The sequence below is a fragment of the Thiocapsa sp. genome, assembly GCF_018399035.1.
GTDB lineage: Bacteria > Pseudomonadota > Gammaproteobacteria > Chromatiales > Chromatiaceae > Thiocapsa.
Genome location: NZ_CP073760.1, coordinates 4,847,147 through 4,866,106 on the forward strand (window position 1 = coordinate 4,847,147; position 18,960 = coordinate 4,866,106).

At 65.8% G+C, this 18,960-nt stretch carries 15 protein-coding genes; 3 read left to right on the plus strand and 12 right to left on the minus strand.

The window, feature by feature from the left end; translation table 11 throughout:
* Positions 1-53: 53 nt before the first annotated feature.
* The 5 genes from KFB96_RS22150 to KFB96_RS22170 all read right to left on the minus strand — a co-directional run bounded on the left by KFB96_RS22150 (position 54) and on the right by KFB96_RS22170 (position 6,188).
* Positions 54-1,556: an arylsulfatase gene (locus KFB96_RS22150; protein ID WP_213456726.1), complete on the minus strand. Its 1,503-nt coding sequence runs from the start codon at positions 1,554-1,556 to the stop codon at positions 54-56.
* 211 nt (positions 1,557-1,767) lie between these two features.
* Entirely contained in the window at positions 1,768-2,571 is an 804-nt protein-coding gene (locus KFB96_RS22155; RefSeq protein ID WP_213456724.1) for a transporter, read from the minus strand.
* Positions 2,572-2,687: 116 nt separating this feature from the next.
* Positions 2,688-3,467: a DUF4239 domain-containing protein gene (locus KFB96_RS22160; protein ID WP_213456723.1), complete on the minus strand. Its 780-nt coding sequence runs from the start codon at positions 3,465-3,467 to the stop codon at positions 2,688-2,690.
* Positions 3,460-4,470: an HAD family hydrolase gene (locus KFB96_RS22165; protein ID WP_213456721.1), complete on the minus strand. Its 1,011-nt coding sequence runs from the start codon at positions 4,468-4,470 to the stop codon at positions 3,460-3,462. The genes KFB96_RS22160 and KFB96_RS22165 overlap by 8 nt, the downstream gene beginning before the upstream one ends.
* A gap of 137 nt (positions 4,471-4,607) precedes the next feature.
* Complete coding sequence (locus KFB96_RS22170; RefSeq protein ID WP_213456719.1) at positions 4,608-6,188, minus strand: arylsulfatase; 1,581 nt, start codon at positions 6,186-6,188, stop codon at positions 4,608-4,610.
* 387 nt (positions 6,189-6,575) lie between these two features.
* On the opposite strand from KFB96_RS22170, the gene KFB96_RS22175 reads away from it, so the two are divergent.
* Positions 6,576-7,655, plus strand: a complete 1,080-nt coding sequence (locus KFB96_RS22175; protein WP_213456717.1) for a helix-turn-helix domain-containing protein — start codon at positions 6,576-6,578, stop codon at positions 7,653-7,655.
* A gap of 665 nt (positions 7,656-8,320) precedes the next feature.
* Here KFB96_RS22175 and KFB96_RS22180 read toward each other — a convergent pair.
* The 5 genes from KFB96_RS22180 to KFB96_RS22200 form a co-directional block, all read right to left on the minus strand.
* Positions 8,321-8,581, minus strand: coding sequence for an SOS response transcriptional repressor (locus KFB96_RS22180; protein ID WP_213456715.1), 261 nt, complete (start codon positions 8,579-8,581; stop codon positions 8,321-8,323).
* A gap of 9 nt (positions 8,582-8,590) precedes the next feature.
* Positions 8,591-9,046, minus strand: a complete 456-nt coding sequence (locus KFB96_RS22185) for a hypothetical protein (protein ID WP_213456713.1) — start codon at positions 9,044-9,046, stop codon at positions 8,591-8,593.
* Positions 9,047-9,288: 242 nt separating this feature from the next.
* Entirely contained in the window at positions 9,289-10,233 is a 945-nt protein-coding gene (locus KFB96_RS22190; protein WP_213456712.1) for a TIGR02452 family protein, read from the minus strand.
* Positions 10,230-13,328 (minus strand): TIGR02452 family protein, encoded by a 3,099-nt coding sequence (locus KFB96_RS22195; RefSeq protein ID WP_213456710.1) that lies wholly within the window; start codon positions 13,326-13,328, stop codon positions 10,230-10,232. Before KFB96_RS22195 ends, KFB96_RS22190 begins: the two co-directional genes overlap by 4 nt.
* A gap of 71 nt (positions 13,329-13,399) precedes the next feature.
* Positions 13,400-13,930 carry a MerR family transcriptional regulator gene (locus KFB96_RS22200; RefSeq protein ID WP_213456708.1) on the minus strand — a complete coding sequence of 177 codons (531 nt, stop codon included), beginning with the start codon at positions 13,928-13,930 and terminating at the stop codon, positions 13,400-13,402.
* Positions 13,931-14,737: 807 nt separating this feature from the next.
* On the opposite strand from KFB96_RS22200, the gene KFB96_RS22205 reads away from it, so the two are divergent.
* The gene (locus KFB96_RS22205) at positions 14,738-15,262 is read left to right on the plus strand and encodes a GNAT family N-acetyltransferase (protein ID WP_213456705.1); all 525 of its coding nucleotides are present in this window, start codon (positions 14,738-14,740) and stop codon (positions 15,260-15,262) included.
* Entirely contained in the window at positions 15,249-16,088 is an 840-nt protein-coding gene (locus tag KFB96_RS22210; RefSeq protein WP_213456703.1) for a class I SAM-dependent methyltransferase, read from the plus strand. The genes KFB96_RS22205 and KFB96_RS22210 overlap by 14 nt, the downstream gene beginning before the upstream one ends.
* 585 nt (positions 16,089-16,673) lie before the next feature.
* On the opposite strand, the gene KFB96_RS22215 is transcribed toward KFB96_RS22210, so the two are convergent.
* Positions 16,674-17,993 (minus strand): NRAMP family divalent metal transporter, encoded by a 1,320-nt coding sequence (locus KFB96_RS22215; RefSeq protein WP_213456701.1) that lies wholly within the window; start codon positions 17,991-17,993, stop codon positions 16,674-16,676.
* Positions 17,974-18,771, minus strand: coding sequence for an acetolactate decarboxylase (gene budA, locus KFB96_RS22220; protein WP_213456700.1), 798 nt, complete (start codon positions 18,769-18,771; stop codon positions 17,974-17,976). The genes KFB96_RS22215 and budA overlap by 20 nt, the downstream gene beginning before the upstream one ends.
* Positions 18,772-18,960 lie beyond the last annotated feature (189 nt).

Genomic DNA, 18,960 nt, shown 5'->3' on the forward strand with positions numbered 1-18,960 from the left:
GAGATAGGTCCCCGACGATGGGTCTGGTCCGTATCCGGGTTTGAAGCGGTGCCCTACTGTTTGGGCGTGAAGCTGCCGCTCTCCTGACGCGGCGGGAACGCCTTGAAGGTCTCCATGTGCGTCGCGACGATCTCCATCAGCGGCATGACCACGTACATGTGGCGCACCAGCCAGTCGTCGTAGTAGGAGGACTCCAGCGGTGCGGTCTCGAACGGATCGGCGCGCAGATCAACGATCAGCGGCGCCTTGCGCGGCTCCTGCCCGAGCAGCCAGGCGTCGAGGCCATGATGCGGTTGAGTGGAGAAGTGGCCCTTGAAGGCCCCGACGCGCACCGCGCCGAGGCTGCCGTCGTCCACCCAGGCGAAGAATTCGCGTCGCGGTCCTTCCTCGCTCTCTCCGGTCAGGTACGGCAGGAAGTCGTAACCGTCGAGGTGCACCTTGAAGGTCTTGTCGCCGATGGTCGCACCCTCGAGCAGCTTCTCCTTGATGCCGGGCTCGCCCACCGCGGACATAAGCGTGGGGACGAAGTCCTCAAGGCTGATGATGTCGTTGGAGGTCCGTCCGCCGGGGATCCTTGCCGGCCAACGCACCATCAGGGGCACGCGGATGCCGCCCTCCCAGGTGGTCGCCTTCTCGCCGCGGAAGGGCGAGGTGCCGCCGTCGGGCCAGGAGAATTTCTCCGCGCCGTTGTCGGTGGTGTAGACGACGATGGTGTTGTCGGCGACGCCGAGCGCGTCGAGCTTGGCGAGCAACTGTCCGACCAGGCCGTCGTGCTCCACCATGCCGTCGGCATAGATGCCCCGTCCCGTGGCACCTTTGCTGGCGTCCTCCAGGTGCGTGAAGATGTGCATGCGGGTGGTGTTGAACCAGACAAACCAGGGCTTGTCCTCGGCCTGCTGGCGGTCGATGAAGTCCACCGTCGCCGCAAGGAATTCCTTGTCCACGGTCTGCATGCGCTCGCTGGTGAGCGGTCCGGTGTCCTCGATGCGCCCGTCAGCGTAGGAGTGGATGACGCCGCGCGGGCCGTACTTGTCTCGGAACGCGGGGTCCTTCGGATAGTCCGGGTTCTCCGGTTCCTCCTCGGCATTCAGGTGGTAGAGATTGCCGAAGAATTCGTCGAAGCCGTGCTTGGTCGGCAGATGCTCGTCGCGATCACCGAGGTGGTTCTTGCCGAACTGACCGGTGGCGTAGCCGAGCGGTTTGAGCAGCTCGGCGAGCGTGGGATCCTCCGCCTGAAGTCCGATCGGGTCACCCGGCATACCGATCTTCAGGAGCCCCGTGCGCTTGGGGCTCTGGCCGGTGATGAAGGCCGCGCGCCCAGCGGTGCAGCTCTGCTGCCCATAGGCATCGGTGAAGAGGACGCCCTCCTTGGCGATCCGATCGATGTTGGGCGTCCGATACCCCATCACACCCTGGTTGTAGGCGCTGGTGTTGTACCAGCCGATGTCGTCGCCGAAGATCACCAGGATGTTGGGTTTGTCGGCGGCCACGGCGAGCGGCAGGTAGAACGGCAGCGCCAGGGCGCCGAGCAGGGATGGCCAGAGTCGTCGCTTCATCGGAGTTGTCCTCGTTGGTGGATGGGATCTGCGGAGGGAATGTCGGCCGGGAATCGCGAAGCCTTTATCCGGCCGCGGTATATCAGAGCGGCGCGCTGTCGGCGCTCCCCTGAATCACGAGGCATGAGCCGGTGGTCACCGCTCGCGGTTTTCGGGAGAGGGCGTCTATTTGCCCTCGCCGAGGGCCTGTGGGTGTCGCCGAACAGGGTCTTCATTTGGGAAACAGCAGCACGACGTTGAACCTGAACGCCCAACCGTCCGGCCCCGATTCGGTGCTCGCGGCGTAATAGCGCGGGCCGGCCTGGAACTGCACCAGTTGCCCGCCGATCTTGGTCAACTTGGCAACCTGGGCGGCGATGGGCACGTTCCATTGCTCGCCCTCCCAGTCGTAGGTGGATTCAGTCTGCAGTGTGTAGGTCCAAGCCGTCGGCGTGGTGTAGGAGAGAAAGGGCTGAATGAAGGTGCTGTTGATGTCGGCTCGATCGCTCGGCCCGGTAAAGGACCAGATATGGTTCGCGAGCACGCCGAAGGTCCACTTGCCCCTCTGTACCAGCCCGACCGCAGTCGGCCCGGCACCCCATTTCTCGCTGCCGAGCAGCTCGTCGGTCGCGGTGGGCAGCAGAAAAACGGGGCCTGCGCCCCAGATCAGTCCGCCGGCGGTCGGCTCCTTCGGCGAGAAGAAGAGACTCTGTACTGTGTCCGAGAGGCCGAATTGTTCGCCGGCACCAGGAAAGATGCCCCACTGATCGACGATCGGCAGGATGGTGCGGGAGATCAGGTTCCAATCCTCGCCGATAGAGATCGGAATCACCGGCTGGATGTTCAGCGTGTAACGGCTGCCCCGGTCGTCCGGCCCGATGTTCTGCTCCCAGTTCGACTGGAAGGGCACGCTGATCAGCGCGGCCACCGGATTGGACAGTTGCTTGGCGAGGGCAGCCGCATCCTCGGCGTCGGCAGCCGGAAGTCCCAGCAGGAGACCGGTGGCCAAGGCGATTTGCGTTTGTATCGGTCTCATTTGGTACCTCTTGAGATCACGGATTCCGAGCCATCCGATCCACCTGCGGAGTCATTCCGGGCAAGTGCGAGTGCCGAAAGACGAATTTCGAGTAACTCAATAGAAATCAGGGCGATTTACTTCATGCCCGCCCGCAGGTTCATCAACGCCTGATCGAAGCCCTCGACCCGGATCAGTCCGATGCGTGGGTACTCGAGGTCGATGATGATGTAGACCGCCAGCGCCATCACCAGGGCGAAGCCGACGATGTGCAGCCAGGGGCGCCCCTTGCTTCCGGCCATGCCGTAGCCCGCCATGAGCGCCGCGGCCAGGGTCAGGACGACCAGCATTCCGTAGATGATCATTGGCGGGTGTATCGCGGTCGCGTTGGTGCGCGTGGTCGTGATGTCGAACATGTCGTTGAGCGCCGGCAGCAGGAGCTTCAGCGCGTCCGGCGAGGCACCCTCGCTGTGGGCGGCGGCGATCGCCGCCGTCCAGATCTCGCCCTGCATGGCGTTGGCCTGCGTCATCACTACCCGTGCCGCCTCGACATCCGGCAGCTTGCGATAGGCATCGATGCGGGCGTCGAGATAATGCCGGAAGCGCTCCTGCATGGTCCCACGCGCACCTTCGGGGAGCAGATCGAGCCGCAGGTAGGCGGTGCCGATTGCATTGGTCTCCTCCACGATGAGCTCACGGCGGTCATCGAAGCGCGAGGCGGCCCCCGAGAAGGTGAAGGCGATCAGCAGCCCCACCAGACCGAAGATCGCCCCCTCGACGGCGCCCGTCCCGGCGCGGGCTCCGTCGGGGTCGCGCCTGAAACGTCGCTCACCGATCCGCCGGCCCAGTTCCAGCAGGATCAGGATTCCGATGAAGAGTCCGAGGGCGAGCAGCCAGGCGACTGAAATCTCACTCATGACGATCGCCAGGTGTGCCCGTCGAGCCCTCCGGTGCGGACGGAAAGACCCGCGCCCAGTCGCGCTGCATCGAGACAAGCAGCCAGCCCTTGGAGCCGGCATCGTCGAGCCCTTTGGAAAGGCGGCCGACATGGCTTTCGCGGTCGTACACGTACTCACGCTCGCCGTCGTCGTGGTGGAGGATGAGTCCCAACCGCTTACCTGGGCCGGCCGTCGTCCATTCCAGCATTTGGTAGTCGCCGTCCGAGTTGCCGAAGGCGAGGATGGGCCGGCGTCCGATATGGCGCTGAATGCCGACGGGCTTGCCCGCCTTGTCGTCGATGAAGGCGATCTCCGGCTCGCGCAGCAGCACGGGCGTGCCGTCTTGCACCGCGTATTGCATGGCGATTTTCGAGCCGATGACCTGCTCCGGCGGGATGCCGTAGGTGCGCTCGGTCCAGGGACGCATGAAATCGATGCCGCCGCCGGAGACGATGAAGGTCTTGAAGCCGTTGGCGCGCAGGTAGTCCAGCAGCTCCAGCATGGGCTGGTAGACGACCTGGGTATAGAGCCGGTCGAAACGGGGGTGGCGCGCGGAGGCGATCCAATCGCTGACGATCTGCTCGAACGCCTCGGTCGTCATGTTCGCATGGGTGGCGGCCAGCAGCCTGTTCACGCCATCCGTGCCCGTTGCCTTCAGTGCGTCCAGATCACCTTCCAGCAGCGCCTTGAACGGCTGCTCGTCCTGCCATTCCGGATGTTCGGGCGCGAGTGCCTTCACGCGGTCGATGACAAAGGCGAGTTGGGTGTACATGGGCTGCTCGACCCAGAGGGTGCCGTCGTTGTCGAACACGGCGATGCGCTCGGCCGGGGGCACGAAGTTCGGGCTGCCCGCGCTCGTCACGTCTTCGACGAATGCGGTTATCGCGGTCTTGGTCGGTCCGTCCGTCCAGGATGGGAGCGGCCCGGCGCTCGTGAGCGGACTGAAGGCCAGCAGTGCGACGAGGGTCAGAAGATGACGCATGGGGACTCTCTTTGGGTGAAGTCGTTGGCCGGCTGCCGAACCGGTGGCCTGTGGCGAAGGCCCGTCACTGATCCCTGCGCCGGCTCGCGCGACATCCCTGTCTGCCGATCCGGCCCGGGGTCAGCTTGCCACCGGGATCAGCGCGCGCCTGGACTGGTCAACTGCTCCATCACCTGGTCCAGGTTGAAGCTCCCGGCCTTCTGCCTGGGCGGGTACTCCTTGAAGGTCATCAGGAACTGGCCAACGTAGTCCTTGGCCGCCGACAGCAGGAAGACCCGATCCAGAAACCAGTCGTCATAGGTGTTGGAGGTGACCATGCCGCGCTCGTAGGGGTCGCGGCGCAGGTTCACGAGCAGCGGGACGCGCAGGTGTACGAAGGGCTCGCGCCAGGACTGGAAGGTCGCCTCCGCGCGCTGTTCCAGGAAGATCGCCTTCCAGTCGCCGTAGCGCAGGGCGGTCATATCGCCGTCGTCGGAGAAGTAGAAGATCTCCTTGCGCGGGCTGTCCTGCACCGCGCCGGTCAGCATCGGCAGAATGTTGTAACCGTCGAGGTGGATCCGGTAGTCGCGCCCGTTCGCCTGATAGCCGGTGAGGAGCTTCTCCTTGACCGTGGGCTCGCCCGCGATGGCCAGGAAGGTTGGCAGCCAGTCCATGTGGTGGACGATCTGGTTGTTCCAGGTGCCGGGCTTGATGTGCCCCGGCCAGCGCACCATCGCGGGGACGCGCCAGCCGCCCTCCCAGTTGGTGTTCTTCTCGCCGCGGAACGGCGTCATGGCCGCATCCGGCCAAGTATTCATGTGCGGGCCGTTGTCGGTGGAGTAGAAGACGATGGTGTTGTCGGAGATCCCCAGTTCGTCGAGCTTCTTCAGGAACTTACCGATATGCAGGTCATGCTCGACCATGCCGTCGGAGTATTCGTCCTGCCCCGAAATGCCGCGCAGCTCGTCCTTGACGTGAGTACGGAAGTGCATGCGGGTGCCGTTCCACCAGACGAACCAGGGTTTGCCGGCCTTGGTCTGCTCTGCGATGAACGCGAGCGCGCGCTCGGAGGTCTCGTCGTCCACGGTCTCCATGCGCTTCTTGGTCAGGGGGCCGGTGTCCTCGATCTTCTGGGTGCCGTCCGGCAGGGCCCAGGAATGGATGACGCCGCGCGGGCCATAGCGCTTGCGGAATTCGGGGTCCTTCGGATAATCCGCGTTCTCCGGCTCCTCCTCGGCATTGAGGTGATAGAGGTTGCCGAAGAACTCATCAAAACCGTTGTTGGTCGGCAGCATCGCATCCTGGTCGCCCAGGTGGTTCTTGCCGAACTGCCCGGTCGCATAGCCTTGTGCCTTCAGGAGGCCGGCGATGGTCGGGTCCTCCACCTGCATGCCCTCGGCGGCACCCGGCATGCCGACCTTGGAGAGCCCGGTGCGGAAGACACTCTGGCCGGTGATGAAGGACGAGCGGCCGGCGGTGCAGGACTGCTCGCCGTAGTGGTCGGTGAAGGTCATGCCTTCAGAGGCAATGCGGTCGATGTTGGGGGTTTGATAGCCCATCAGCCCATGGGTGTAGGTGCTGATGTTCGACTGGCCGATGTCGTCGCCCCAGATGACCAGGATGTTGGGTTGGTCGGCGGCCCCCGCGGAGGACAGGGCTCCCAGCGCAGTTAGGGTCAGGCCGAGGGCGCCGAGTAAGCGGCGACGGCGGTGACGCCGGAGGTGCTCTGGTTGCATCATGTGAATACTCTCTGCGTTCAGGTTGAGAAGGGTTGCGGTTGAGAGTCGCCAGAGGCTGAGCCCGGCCACCTTCCCTGATGGGTTTTCCCCTTAAAATCGTCCACGTTCATGAGTGGAAGCGGTGGGCCTCCCTCCGGGCGCCCGGGCGACAGCCCCCGTCAAGAGTCTCTAAGTTATTGAAAACGAATATGAAGGCTTGTACCGCGCCTCAAGACCAGAGCAAGGGCGCCGTCTGACTCGGTCTGGGAGATCGGCGCCTGCTGGGCAATATGCGCCGGGGTGCGGTTACCCGTTCCCCCGGCAGCGTGCAGTCGCCACACGCCTCTGCGGCGCAGAATAGGCCATCGTTTTACTGGGTCGCTATCCGTTTTGCGCAAAGAGGCAGACATGACAAAACCCTTTCCGAACACGGCATCGGCGCCGGCGGCTGCGCGCGCCAGCGTCGCCCCGCTGGGACTGCTCGGTATCCACGACACCGACGATCCCTGCCGCTATGAGCGAAGCGCCCAACCCTGGGAGGTCATCGGCACGCCGATCGGCGGCGGACAGTTTCGGGTGCACAAGGTCTTCGTCGCCACGCCCAACTGCCTCCTCTATCGCGAGTCCTGCGCGACCCGGCTCCAGGTCCAGGCGCTATCACCGGAGGGGATGCTCGCCTGCGCGGTGCCGCTCAAGCTGGGCAGCCACAGCTCCTACTTCCGGCGTTCCCTGCACGAGCGTGGGTTGCCCGCCACCCTGCCGACGGGATTGGAGGCGGTACTCGACCAGGGTCAGGAGCATCTTTTGCTGCTATTGCAGTTGTCCCTGCTGCGCCGGGTCCTCCCCCCGGCACAGGCGGGTCTGCTGGAGGCGGGCGCGGCGGCGCAGGTCCTGCCGGCGTCCAGTGCGACGCTACGGGCATTGGGCCGCTGGCTGAATGGCTTCCTGGCGCGCGTGCATCGTTCCCCGGAGATGCTCCGGCACCCGGCCGCCGTCGTCGCGCTAGAGCGCGAGCTGGTCCTCGGTCTCGCCGCGCGGATCCTACCGACGGGGCCAGACATCCGACCGGAGCCAGAATCCCGTCGGCGGCGGGGCTACGATCAAGCCATCGAGCTGATCCGCTATGCCGACCTGGACGCCCTGGACCTGCCCGATCTGTGTGCCGCGTCGGGGGTGAGCCCCCGTACCCTGGATTACGCCTTTCGCGAGCATTTGGGCATGTCACCCGGGGCCTTCGTCCGCAAGCTCCGACTCCATGCGCTGCGTCGCGCCCTGCTCGCGAGCGACGCCGGGCAATCCACCGTCACCGAGCTCGCCTATCACCTCGGCTTCACCCATCTCGGGCGCCTCGCCACCCACTACCGACAGACCTTCGGCGAGCTGCCCTCCGCCACCCTGGCGCGTCCCTTTCCGGGCGATTACCCGCCCTTCTGGACGGGGCACTCCGGCGGCGGGACAAGAGCGGCCGTGGTCAACACTTTTCCGTAGCGAGCGCTCCTGTCGGGCTTTTTTTTACCTCTTCCGTCACTGTCGCCCGGTACGCCTTGACCGCCCGCCGGAGGGCCGGAAAGTGCCGGGCAACCGGGCAACCCTGTGCCAGACCCCTAGCTCGGCGCGCCTGGTCGGCCTCGCTGAGCCGACCGGCGAACACCAGTTCGGCGCCGCTGGTGATCGCTCGCACGTTCGGTTCGCCGAGCGCAGCGTTCCAGCGGCGCATCGACAAGGTCGGCTCTCAGATATCGCCGGCAGTGGCGCCGCCGATCTTCGTAGACTATAGGGCGGAAGAGATCTTGCAGAAGGCCATGCATCGCCAGAGCGAGAGCGGAGGGTCTTGACTATTGCCCCTGTACTCGGGCGAAGGAGCAACACCATGGGGCTAAGGGACCAAGGTCAAATTTTCGATCTGTCGGGCGGCCGCTTAGGGTCCCTTAGCTGTCGCGAACAGAACCATGCTCGGTGACCTCTCCTAGCCGACCAGAGTCGCTCACGGGCGTGCCTGCGAGAGTCTCCAATGCGTCCGGAACGGTCCTTCGGGACAAGGTACCCAACGACTGGTCTGGGTCGGCTCCGTAAGCTCCCCCGACGTTCAAACGACGTCGCCATGCGAAAAAAACCCAGCAGCCGGATGCTCGAATCGCCGACCCGCCGCCTTCTCAAGCCCTCGCCGAATTCGGCCGCTCAAGCCGCGGAATCTCCGCGGGGTCGACCAAGAGCAGGATGGAGCGCGCTTTCCCCGGCGTGCGGCTGAGCAACCCCTTCTCCGCGAGCGTAACGAGCATCTGATGGATGGTGGGGGGTGACTTCCCGAAGAAGCGCTGCAGATCGGCTTCAGCCGGAGGTTGGCCGAACATCACCGAGTAGTTGTAGATGAAGGCCAGGTACTGGCCCTGCTTGGCGGTGAATCGCTCGGCCATGTCGTTCCTCTACGGCAGACGCTTTCCTTCCAGGGATGCGCGGTCGATCGACCAGCGCGCCGACCCCGTCGGGCAGCAACGCGGATCGCCCGGCTTCGGCATGGTCGTCGTCAGCTCGATGCGGTCCGGCAGGAAACCAACGTCGCGCGGCTCCATCCCGTAGACCTCACGCACGCGCCCTGTCAGACGATAATCCGCCCCCGAACGGCTGAAATGCCCCATTTCGATCGTGACATTGCCGGCCGCTCCTTCGATCGCCCGGTACAGGACCCCGATGGCCTCGGTCGCCCGCGCAGGAGTCGTGCTGTCCGGGAGCCAATAGGCGGAGACGGATTCGCCGCCGAGTGCTTGCTCGAGCAACTGTTCGGTCTTCGGGTCAATCGCATCATCCGCGATAAGCTCGGCACTCGCACCCAAGACGACCAACAAAGCAAGGACTGCGCTGAAGATAGAACGATTCTTCACGGCATTCGATCTCCGTAGGGTATGAAAGATACTGGGATAGGGGAGTGCGCGGTTCTTCCGAGAAGCGCCGTTGGGCATTCCATGGCAGAAGGCTGACTGGCGGGCCAGGAAGCTCCGAACAGTCCAAGGTCGGTCTTTGCTGACGGGAGTGTGCCACGGACAGCGTCATTCGCCTACGTTGACCGAGGCCGCTGACGGCGGCTGAGACCGCCGTCGAACCGGTCAACTCAATCGATAACTCATCAATCGATTCCGCCAAACAGCTCCGCAAACGGCGCCAGAAACCGCCGCTCCTGCGACCAGTCCGCAACCGCGAAGGCCACCTGCGCAAAGACGCCGGCATGCCGCATCAAGGCGTCATGAAAATCGCGCGCGGTGCGGTACGGATCGTTGCCGAACGCGCCGCAGCCCCAGGCGCCGAGCACCAGGGCGGTATAACCGTGGGTCCGAGCGATGTCCAGGACCCGCGTGATGCGGTGCTGCAGCAGATCGCCCGCGCGCGGTTGGCCGACCCCGGGTTCGTAAGGCGCGGCGCAGGTGATGATGCTCAGCGGCCAGTGCGCGTCGAGGGGCGTACCGTCATCCGTGCGGAACACCGGCACGTCCGGCGAGAGGATTGCCCAATCGGTGGAATCCGGCAGGGTCCTTTGTCGGTGGGCGTCGTACATTGGATCGCCGCGCAGCGTCGCGTACAGCGCGCTCGAGCGGCACAGCACCTCCTCCTGTGCGCGGGCGCCGTGCAGGAATCCGCCGCCGGGCTCGATGCCGTTGGCGAAGTTCAGCGCGAGGACCCGCTCGCCCGTCTCGGTCAGGCGCTTGGCCGCGATGAACGTCGTCTCGTTGGCCACCTGCACGCCGGTCTGACGCCGGCTCGGCAAGGGCGCGGGGGGCAAGGCCGCATCCGGCGGCAGGCTGCGCTTGGCGGCGACGGCCGCGGCGACCGCCTCGCGCCAGTCGACCGGACGACCCGCGCGGTCGACATAGACCCCGCGCTCGATCGCCTCCAGCGCACTGCGCCCGAGTCGGGCGGCCTGCTCCCGCGGCACGGCAAGGTCGGCGCGGCAGCGCTGCGCGTGCGCCTCGGAATCGAGACAGGGCAGCGCGACCAAGCGGACCGCGGTCGCTTCCGGGTCGAGGCGGTCCATGGCCTCGCCGCGCAACCCGTGCGAAGACGCGGAGCGGCTCATCGCGATCCTCCAAACTCCGCAGCGAATGGCCCGAAGAACGCCCGCTCCGATGCCCCGTCCGTGACCGCGAACACGACCTCGGCGAAGGCGCCGGCCTGCTCGCGCAGTGCCGCGTGAAAGATCGCCGCGATGCGCGCCGGGTCATTGCCGTAGGTACCGCACCCCCACGCCCCCAAGACCAGCGCCTCGTATCCGAAGGCACGCGCGACGGCCAACACCCGACGGATCCGGCTCTCCATCAGAGCCGCCGATGCCTCCACCCCGAGTGTGGGCGCGTAGGGCGCCGCGCAGGTGATGACGCTCAGGAGCCAGGGGCGCTCCAGCGGCGTACCGTCATCCGTGCGGAACACCGGCACGTCCGGGGAGAGGATCGCCCAATCGGTGGAATCCGGCAGTGGGCGCGTCGCGTGGTCCGCATACATCGGACCCCCCTGCAGGGTTGCGAAAAGCGCGCTGGAGCGGCACAGCACGCTCTCCTGTCCGCGGTGGCCCTGGAGGAACCCGCCGCCCGGCTCGATACCGTTGGCGAAATTCAGCGCCAGCACCCGCTGCCCCTGCTCACTCAGCCGCCGAGCCGCGGCAAGCGAAGTCTCGTTGGCGACCTGGATCCGCGTGGTCGGATAGACCGGCGACAGCGAACCGGGCAAGGGCGCATCGGGCGGCAGGCTGCGCTTGGCAGCGACGGCTGTTTGGATTGCAAACCGCCAATCCACCGCGCGACCGGCGGCATCGGTATAGAGACCGGTGCCGAGCGCCGTCACGGTCGCCTTGCCCCACGCCGCTGTCTGCTGACGGGGGATCGCCCGCAAGTGCGCGCTCGTCTCGGCGTGTTCCCGGCTATCCACGGCCGGCAGCACCTGAAGACGCGGTGCCGGGCGCGACGGCTCGCCACGGTGCCTGCCGCCGTCTTCGGTACGGCCGGACTGCCGGTTCCTGTCGCGATAGAGGCGCTCCTTCAAGTCGCGCGGGGTCTGCCGCGTGCGATGCTGCTCGCACTCGGCGTCGAGCGCCTCGGCCAGTGCCCGAAGCGCAGGTTCCTCGGCTCCGTAGGCGCGAATCGCCGCGGCGCCTTCGCGCAGATGCGCTCGCGCTTGCTTGAGATCGCCCGCGCGGTTGGCGGCGGTCGCTGCAAGGCGAGCCCGGCTCGCAAGCCACTCGCCCACTCGCTGCTCGACGGCACGATCATGCGGCTGGGCCTTGCGTCGGGCGCTGTCGACCCAGGTCCAATCGAATCGGGTCTGCGCCAAGATCGCCGCGCCGTCGGTCACCCGCACCTGCACCGCGCACTCGGTATCTTGCGCACCGGGAGGGAAACGCACCGCCACCAGCAGATCGAGCACCTGGTCGCTGGCCAGGTCGCCGGGCTGAATGGTCAGGCTCCGCACTCCGGCCGTGCTGGTCCAGGGACCGAGCACCTCCATCTGCAGATCGGACGCCCACTCGAGCTGGATCCGTGGCGCGGCGTAGACGACCTCGAGCGCATCGCCCAACTCGCGATCCATGACGGCCGACATCGTCTCGGCCCGGGCGATGTCGTGGAAGGCACCGCCCCCGGCATCGGCCAGGGCACCGAGCAGGACCTCGTCGTAATCGTCGCCGACCCCGAAGGTGCCGGTGACGACACCGAGCCGACAAAGCTCGGCGGCGTGGTGCGCCAGGATCGCAGGATCGACGATGCCTTGATTCGCCTGGCCATCGCTCAGCAGGAAACACCGATGCAGTCGCTCGTCCCCGTCCGCACGCCCGATCAGGGCGCATCCGGTCAGCCACCCCCCGGCCAGATCGGTACCGCCGCGCGGCCCGACCCCGTCCAAGACCCGCGCAGCAGCAGCTTGCGCCTCGTGCGCCCGACACAACGGCAGCAGGGTGTCGACCTGCTCGTCGAACACCACCAGCGCGACCCGGTCTTCGGACCCGAGACGCGCGATGGCCGCCTGCGCCGCACCACTGGCATGCGCCCATTTGCCGCCGCCCATGGATCCGGAGCGGTCGAGCACCAACGCCAGGTCGAGCGGCCGACGGGTGCCGACCGAACGCGGGACTCGCAGTCGCAGATGCAGATACCGCCGACTGCGCCCGAGGCGCCGGATCAGGTGCCGGTCGGTGGCCAGCTCCAGGCCGAGCCGTCCGGAGCGCGCCGCGCCCGCGCCGGGTTCGGCCATGTCGTCGTCATCGTGGTCGACTGCAAAGACACACAGATGCACCGGATGCCCGTCCTTGACCAGCGCACCGCCCGCCAGACCGGGACCGAAGAGGCGCCAATCCTCGCCCTCGCCGAGGGCCGCGAAGCGCTCGACATCGGCAGCGCCGACGGCATCGAGCCACGCCCGCGGGTCCGCCGGCGTCGGCTCTGCGATGACGTCGTTCTGCGCATCCAGCGCATCGAGCGCGTAGCTCTCCACAAGCGTGCCCAGGACCGCGGCGAGGGTCACGGGACTGTCGAACAGGTCGAGACCCACCACGCGGCCATTCACCGCAAACAGCGCCCCGCATTGGTTCGGCTGCGGCGTGAAGGCGTTGCGATAGGCATCGAGCGCTTCGCGCCGAGACGCATAGATGTCCGCCGCCGCCCCGGTGGCGGAGGCGACCCCGAAGCGTCGCGACTTCTCGGCGATGTCGCGCCAGACCGCCCCCTGATCGCTCTCGCGCGATCCACGCCGACGCAGCGAGCTGGTCACATCGGCCGCCTTGCGGGCACGTCCGGTCGCAAAGTGCGCACGGCGTGCACTGGCGAACGCGGTCGATTGGGCATGCCAGCGACCCTGCTCGACACAGGAGACCGGAATCGTGATGGTCTTGTGCGCCGGGGCCAGGATCGTGAGGTTGAGGATGCGGTTCTGCTTGGCGCCGATCAGCTCCTCGCCATCGAGCAGCAGCACGGGACGATCGCCGTCATTGACGAAGCACAGCTCCGGCACCGAACCCGACGCGGAGACCTCGGTCACGCGGGCAGTCCCGTCGGCCAGGGCGGCATCGAGCAATCGATAGCCCGGCTCGGCCACGCCATCGGCCAAGAGCGGGAACAGGGTCAGCTGACCGTGCTGCATCGGCGATCCGATGGTCACGCGGGACAAGCATTCGGCGATGACGGACATCCTGTGGTCTCCTTGAAGTGTCGCGGCCGGCGCACGCCATTGATCGCGCGCCGGTGTCCTGGTGTCCCGGTTCAGTCGTTGCCGATGAACAGCCGCTTGGCCTGTTCCAGCAATGCGTCGAGCCGGCGTTGATCGGCGCGGGCCAAGGGCCGGCGCACATGCAATTCGATGTCGGGATGCAGGGTGATCCGCTCCCAGGTACTGCGGGTCGGCGTCTTGGAAGCCGCCGCCTCATCGGTCCCGTGCGTGGGCGGCGTCTCCGGGGTCGTCTCGCCCTGGCTCGACCGAGCCATCACCCGGCGCACATAGTCGGCGGCCGAGCGCGGCTCGTTGCGGACCTCGCCCTCCACCTCGGCGAGCGCTCGTGCCACACCGGCCGGATCGAGTCCGGCCAGCCGCGACTTGATCAGGGCCAGCGGCTGGTGGGCATCCTGCAGGCGGCGAATCAGCCGGAGCCGATCGAGGTGCTCCCGGCTGTAGCTCGACGCCGGACCCCGGCCATTGGGCGACGGGAGTAGCCCTTCCGCGAGGTAGTAGCGGATCGTCCGCACGGGGACGTCGGCGGCGCGGCTCAGGCTGTTGATGTCCAGGGTCTCGTTCATGGGAGTTAATATAGACAGTGACAGTTAGGCTGTCAATACAGCGTTATCGGAGAGCGAAGCCACGCTGGTTGAACGATCGGAAGTCTCTCCTCCGGCGGAGCATCGTGCGCTCTGGTGCAATCGCGTCGGATGACGCGGCGTTGTCGCGACCGCCGTCGAGGCGTCGCGCATTGAGCTCTTTGGGTCGCGTTGTGGGGCTTCCGGAAGGTCGACTGGGAGTGCCACTTCGACGTCATCCGGGACTGCGCCAGCCTGCTGCATGTGCCGCCGGCGAAGCTCACGGAGGTGCTTCGGCGTCTCGGGCGGTCACTTGTGCGGGCCGGCGTGCGCTAAGCTTCGTTCAAGTACGGGGCAGGGGAGCGGGAGCATGGCGGTCGGCGGTTTACGGATCTGGACGAGCAGGGGCTCGCGGCGCTGGTCGGGGCGGTGCCGGCGTTCGCGGTGGTCGAGACCCGGGTCAGCGGGGATCGGCGGGAGGGGAGGGAGGGGGAGCGGTGGTTGAATGCGATTGTCGCGAGGGGGTCGCCGACATCGGCGGTTCGCCGGATGTCCGGACAACCTCATGAGTCGTCGGGGCCGGCCGAGGGCGCGACCTAAAGGTTCGGATTGCCGACCGTCGAGTCGCCTCCACCAGTGCTGTTCCAGTCAGGGACGCCGGTGTTTCGTCGGTCGGAGTCGTCATCGGGCAGACCGCCGACGTTCACCCCCTTCACGAGCTCCTCATACTGGCCGCGGAATTCCGAATCACACCCCGGGGTTCGCAACCCGCTCGCATCCGACGCATCGACACAAGAAGGGAGGTTGATCATGACGAACGTGCGCCTGCGCGATGTGACGAGCGATGACCTGCCGCTCATTGAACGCTGGCTGCACGCGGACCATGTGCGCCGGACATGGGGAGACCCCGAGGAGAACATGCGGCTCCTGCGCGATGCACCAGCCGATGGGAGTTGGCGTGCCATGATCGAGGCGGCTGGCCGCGCTGTGGGACTTGTTCTATGGCAGCACCCCACGCGCCGGGAACTGGATGAGGCCGGCCTCATCGACATCCCGGAGACCGTGATCGATATCGACATCATGATCGGCGAGCGCGGTGAAGTCGGAAAGGGCGTGGGATCGGCAGCCATCCGTCTCGTCGCGGAGCTGGCCTTGTCCGATCCCGCCGTGCCCTTCGTGATTGCGGCCGCCCTGGTGGACAACCATGCCTCGCAGCGTGCCTTCGCCAAGGCCGGCTTCCGCAACGACCGGGCATTCGACGACGTGCCGAGTGGGCGTTGCGTGCTCATGTCGCGTCCCCGTCAGGACGGGGAGGTCGCTCATGAGCGATCCTAGTCCGCGTTTTCTGGAGATCTTCTTCGAGGTCTACGAAGACCTGCCCAGGCAGGGTCCAGGGAACCGTGCCTGCGCCGCAAGGGCACTCGGTCTGTGCCATGAGCTTCCGGAGTCCCCGGCAATCCTCGACCTGGGTTGCGGAGTCGGCGGGCAAACCCTCCACCTCGCCGAGCTGACCTCGGGCTCCATCCTGGCGATCGACAGCCACGCCCCGAGCATCGAGCGCCTGAGGGAGGCAGTCGCCGGGCGCGATCTGTCACAGCGCATTCACGCCCGCGTTGCCGACATGGCCAACCCGGCGTTGCCGCACGGGAGCTTCGATCTCATCTGGTCGGAAGGCGCGCTCTACAACATCGGGATCGGCAATGCCCTGCGGATCTGTCGCGGCTTGCTGCGCCCCGGCGGCTATCTCGCCTTCACGGATGCGGTCTGGCGCAAGGAGAACCCTCCGGCCGAGGTCCAGGCGAGCTTCGATCTGGACTACCCGGCCATGGGCCGTGTCGACGACGTCGTCGCGATCGTCAAGGCTTCCGAGTTCGATCTGATCGGCCACTTTACCCTGCCGAACGATGCCTGGTGGGATGACTTCTACACGCCCATGGAACAACGCATCCATCAGTTGCGTGGCAAGTACAGCCGGAGCGCCGAAGACCTCGTCATCCTCGACATCCTTTCACAGGAAGTCGAGATGCACCGTCGCTACGCAGATTATTACGCCTATGAGTTCTTCGTAGCGCGTCATCCCATTGCAGTCACATCCGCCACACAAACGAGCGTCGGCAGCCGCCAGGTCAGCGGACCTTGCGACCCTGGTCATGGCTCCTAGCGGGGAATTAGGAAAGGCCGGATCCGTTAGAGGAGTCGCCGCCGGCGATTCCGTGGTAAGCCCTCTATTGCCCTCGGCTGCCGCCATAGCGGTTCTCCCGCACTCGGACCGATCAACTTCCACCGCATGCCACCCTTAGCTACCCAGGAAGGCCCGACGGGATGCTCTCGTTCTCACGTCCCGTCGGCGGCGGCCTCCCCGACTGTCCAGCGGGTCGGTTCCGTCAGTTTGTTCACGAGGCTACGTCTTGGTTCGCTTGCGCTGCGGTCGGTGGTTTTGCACACTCGGAACTCACCACCCCCCGGTTATCCAGACGACGCTCCGGTTCACCGGAAAGGTGCATGAGCAACGCTTTCGGTCGGTTCCCCACCGGACGATGACGAACTCGCCCAGTTCTTCGCGCAGTCGCTCGACCTGCTGTGCATCGCTGGTTTCGATGGCTACTTCAAGCACTTGAACCCTGCTTGCTCGCCTCGCTGATGGCGATCCCGGCGGCGGCCCCGATTGCCGGCTGCTCTGCCGTGCCCAAGAGCAACGCACGGGCGCAGCAACATTGCGCAGTAGGCTCGCCGGTCTGGGGCATCGCTAGAGTAGCCTTGAGATCAGGTAAAACCCGGCGAAGGCAGTTAACAGGATGAGACCAACGTAAGAGAACAGGATCATCGCCCTGCCCGGTCGGTCTTGCAGCGGCATCTCGTCTGAAGTCACGGCGCGGAGGTTCAGGTAACCCAAGATTGGCGCGGTGATGAATGACAGCGTGGCGGCGAAATCGACCATGCCGGTCAGGTTGCCGAGGAATTTCTGCAACACGATGACCGTCAGTACCGCAAGCAGGATGAGGGCGATCCAATAGGTGCGTCCGATATCGTCGATCGGGCCGGGCCGCGTTTGGCTCAACACCTGAATCGACCGGTCGATCGCCCTGGGAAACCCATCGATGACGGTGATCGACGTGGAGATCATGGTCGTGAGCAATGCAATGAGCACGATCGGCCGGGCCCAATCTCCCAGCGTCCCGACATAGAGGTCGAGCAACTGCCCGGCGAACAGCGGGCCGCTCGGGTCAAAGGCGATTCCCGCCCCATGCATTACGGTGGCGCCCAGTGCGAGAAACGCGAACGCGAGAATGCCGGTGCCGATGTAGCCGATATTAAAATCGAGGCGGGCGCTTGAGACCGACGAGCGGCTGCCTGTGGATCGGTCCTTTGCCAATGTCCAGAGCGAGCTCCAGACGGACAAGTCGATGGCCGTCGGCATCCATCCCATCAGCGCGAGCAGGAAACCAAGCTCGACGATGTTGGGATCGAACCGCGGCAAGGGTTCGAAGGTCGTGTAATCCGCGCTCGGCAGCGTGACGACCGCGGCGACAAGCGTCGAGACGGCCAGCAGCGCCATGACCACCTTCATCGACGCATCCAGCAACCGATAGCGGCCGAGCCAGAGCATCAGCACCGCCGCCAGGCAGATCGCTCCTCCCGTGAGCGCGAGCGGCACCTGGATGCCGAAGACGATGTTCAACAGATAGGCGGTGAACATCACCACGGCCACCTGTACGATCAGCGCGGTGGCCAGGGTGATGAACAGATAGAGCCAAAGCGCCCAGGAGCCGATGCGGCGATAACCCTCGACAAGGCTTTTACCCGTGGCGGCGGCATATCGGGGGCCGAACTCGAAGAACGGATACTTCAGCACCAAGGCCAGCAGGATGAACCCTGCGAGTCCGAACCCGGCAAGGGCGCCGGCGCGAGTCGATTGCACCAGATGCGACACGCCAATCGACGCACCAGCCCAGAGCAGTCCTGGGCCGAAGGACAGCCAAAAAACGGCGCTGCGGCTGCGAGCGCTGTGAGGCGGCGCGGTTTCTCCCGCGCCTGCAACGGGCTTGTCAGTGCGCCGACGTATCATCCGGAACTGCGCCCCCCTGCTCTGCGCTCTTCAAATCGTTGCCGTGATCGGCGCCGAGATCGGCATTCAGGTAGGCCGGGACCATGGGCAACTGCACGTCCCAGCCATTGGTGTCGTCGATGCCGACCTTTGCCCCATTCAGCGACAGGTCCAGCACATGTCCGCCGATACTCCGGTCCGCGGAGAGAAAGTGCAGATGCAATCCCGCCACGTTGACGCCGTTCATGAAGGCGGGGCACCAGAAGCCCATCAGTGTGCCCTCGACATCTTTGCGCTCGAAAACGGCTTGATTTCGCGTGACGTCCACCAGCGGCGGGAAGGGTCTCTGCTGGCGCGCGACGCTGCGATAGGTGATGTTGGCAAAGCGCCCATCCACCCGAACGGCATAGGCAATGTTTCGGCTCGGCAGATTGCGTTCGAGCCATTGCGAGAACGCCGCGAAGTTCTCGAGCTCCGGCGCATCAAGCACACGATCGGGCTCAAAATGAGTGACCGCCATGAACGGAGTGCCCGTCGAGGGCGGCATGACGTTCATGGAACCGTCGAAGGTCGCCTGATAGACGATGCCGTCGAGCACCATCATTTCTCCATCGACGGCCTCGAAGGTGCCAAGGCCGAAGCCGCCGTGGTCCAGCACGTCGTCCACGGTCGCCACGCTGTCATAGATGCCGGACAGCAGGGCGTCGATGGTGGATACCTGGTATAAGACATCGCGTTTGTCCTGGGCCTGCGCGCAGGACGCGACGGCGATCAAGATGCCAGTGATCAGTACGCGCATGGACTTGCTCCGTGTGGTGAAAAGGAGGGGCCACGCCATCGGCCAAGAGCGGGAACAGGGTCAGCTGACCGTGCTGCATCGGCGATCCGATGGTCACGCGGGACAAGCATTCGGCGATGACGGACATCCTGTGGTCTCCTTGAAGTGTCGCGGCCGGCGCACGCCATTGATCGCGCGCCGGTGTCCCGG

Excerpts from the sequence above, each read along its gene's own strand:
- KFB96_RS22150 (WP_213456726.1), bottom strand. The coding sequence starts at position 1,556 with ATGAAGCGACGACTCTGGCCATCCCTGCTCGGCGCCCTGGCGCTGCCG.
- KFB96_RS22155 (WP_213456724.1), bottom strand. The coding sequence starts at position 2,571 with ATGAGACCGATACAAACGCAAATCGCCTTGGCCACCGGTCTCCTGCTG.
- KFB96_RS22160 (WP_213456723.1), bottom strand. The coding sequence starts at position 3,467 with ATGAGTGAGATTTCAGTCGCCTGGCTGCTCGCCCTCGGACTCTTCATC.
- KFB96_RS22165 (WP_213456721.1), bottom strand. The coding sequence starts at position 4,470 with ATGCGTCATCTTCTGACCCTCGTCGCACTGCTGGCCTTCAGTCCGCTC.
- KFB96_RS22170 (WP_213456719.1), bottom strand. The coding sequence starts at position 6,188 with ATGATGCAACCAGAGCACCTCCGGCGTCACCGCCGTCGCCGCTTACTC.
- KFB96_RS22175 (WP_213456717.1), top strand. The coding sequence starts at position 6,576 with ATGACAAAACCCTTTCCGAACACGGCATCGGCGCCGGCGGCTGCGCGC.
- KFB96_RS22180 (WP_213456715.1), bottom strand. The coding sequence starts at position 8,581 with ATGGCCGAGCGATTCACCGCCAAGCAGGGCCAGTACCTGGCCTTCATC.
- KFB96_RS22190 (WP_213456712.1), bottom strand. The coding sequence starts at position 10,233 with ATGAGCCGCTCCGCGTCTTCGCACGGGTTGCGCGGCGAGGCCATGGAC.
- KFB96_RS22195 (WP_213456710.1), bottom strand. The coding sequence starts at position 13,328 with ATGTCCGTCATCGCCGAATGCTTGTCCCGCGTGACCATCGGATCGCCG.
- KFB96_RS22200 (WP_213456708.1), bottom strand. The coding sequence starts at position 13,930 with ATGAACGAGACCCTGGACATCAACAGCCTGAGCCGCGCCGCCGACGTC.
- KFB96_RS22205 (WP_213456705.1), top strand. The coding sequence starts at position 14,738 with ATGACGAACGTGCGCCTGCGCGATGTGACGAGCGATGACCTGCCGCTC.
- KFB96_RS22210 (WP_213456703.1), top strand. The coding sequence starts at position 15,249 with ATGAGCGATCCTAGTCCGCGTTTTCTGGAGATCTTCTTCGAGGTCTAC.
- KFB96_RS22215 (WP_213456701.1), bottom strand. The coding sequence starts at position 17,993 with ATGATACGTCGGCGCACTGACAAGCCCGTTGCAGGCGCGGGAGAAACC.
- budA (WP_213456700.1), bottom strand. The coding sequence starts at position 18,771 with ATGCGCGTACTGATCACTGGCATCTTGATCGCCGTCGCGTCCTGCGCG.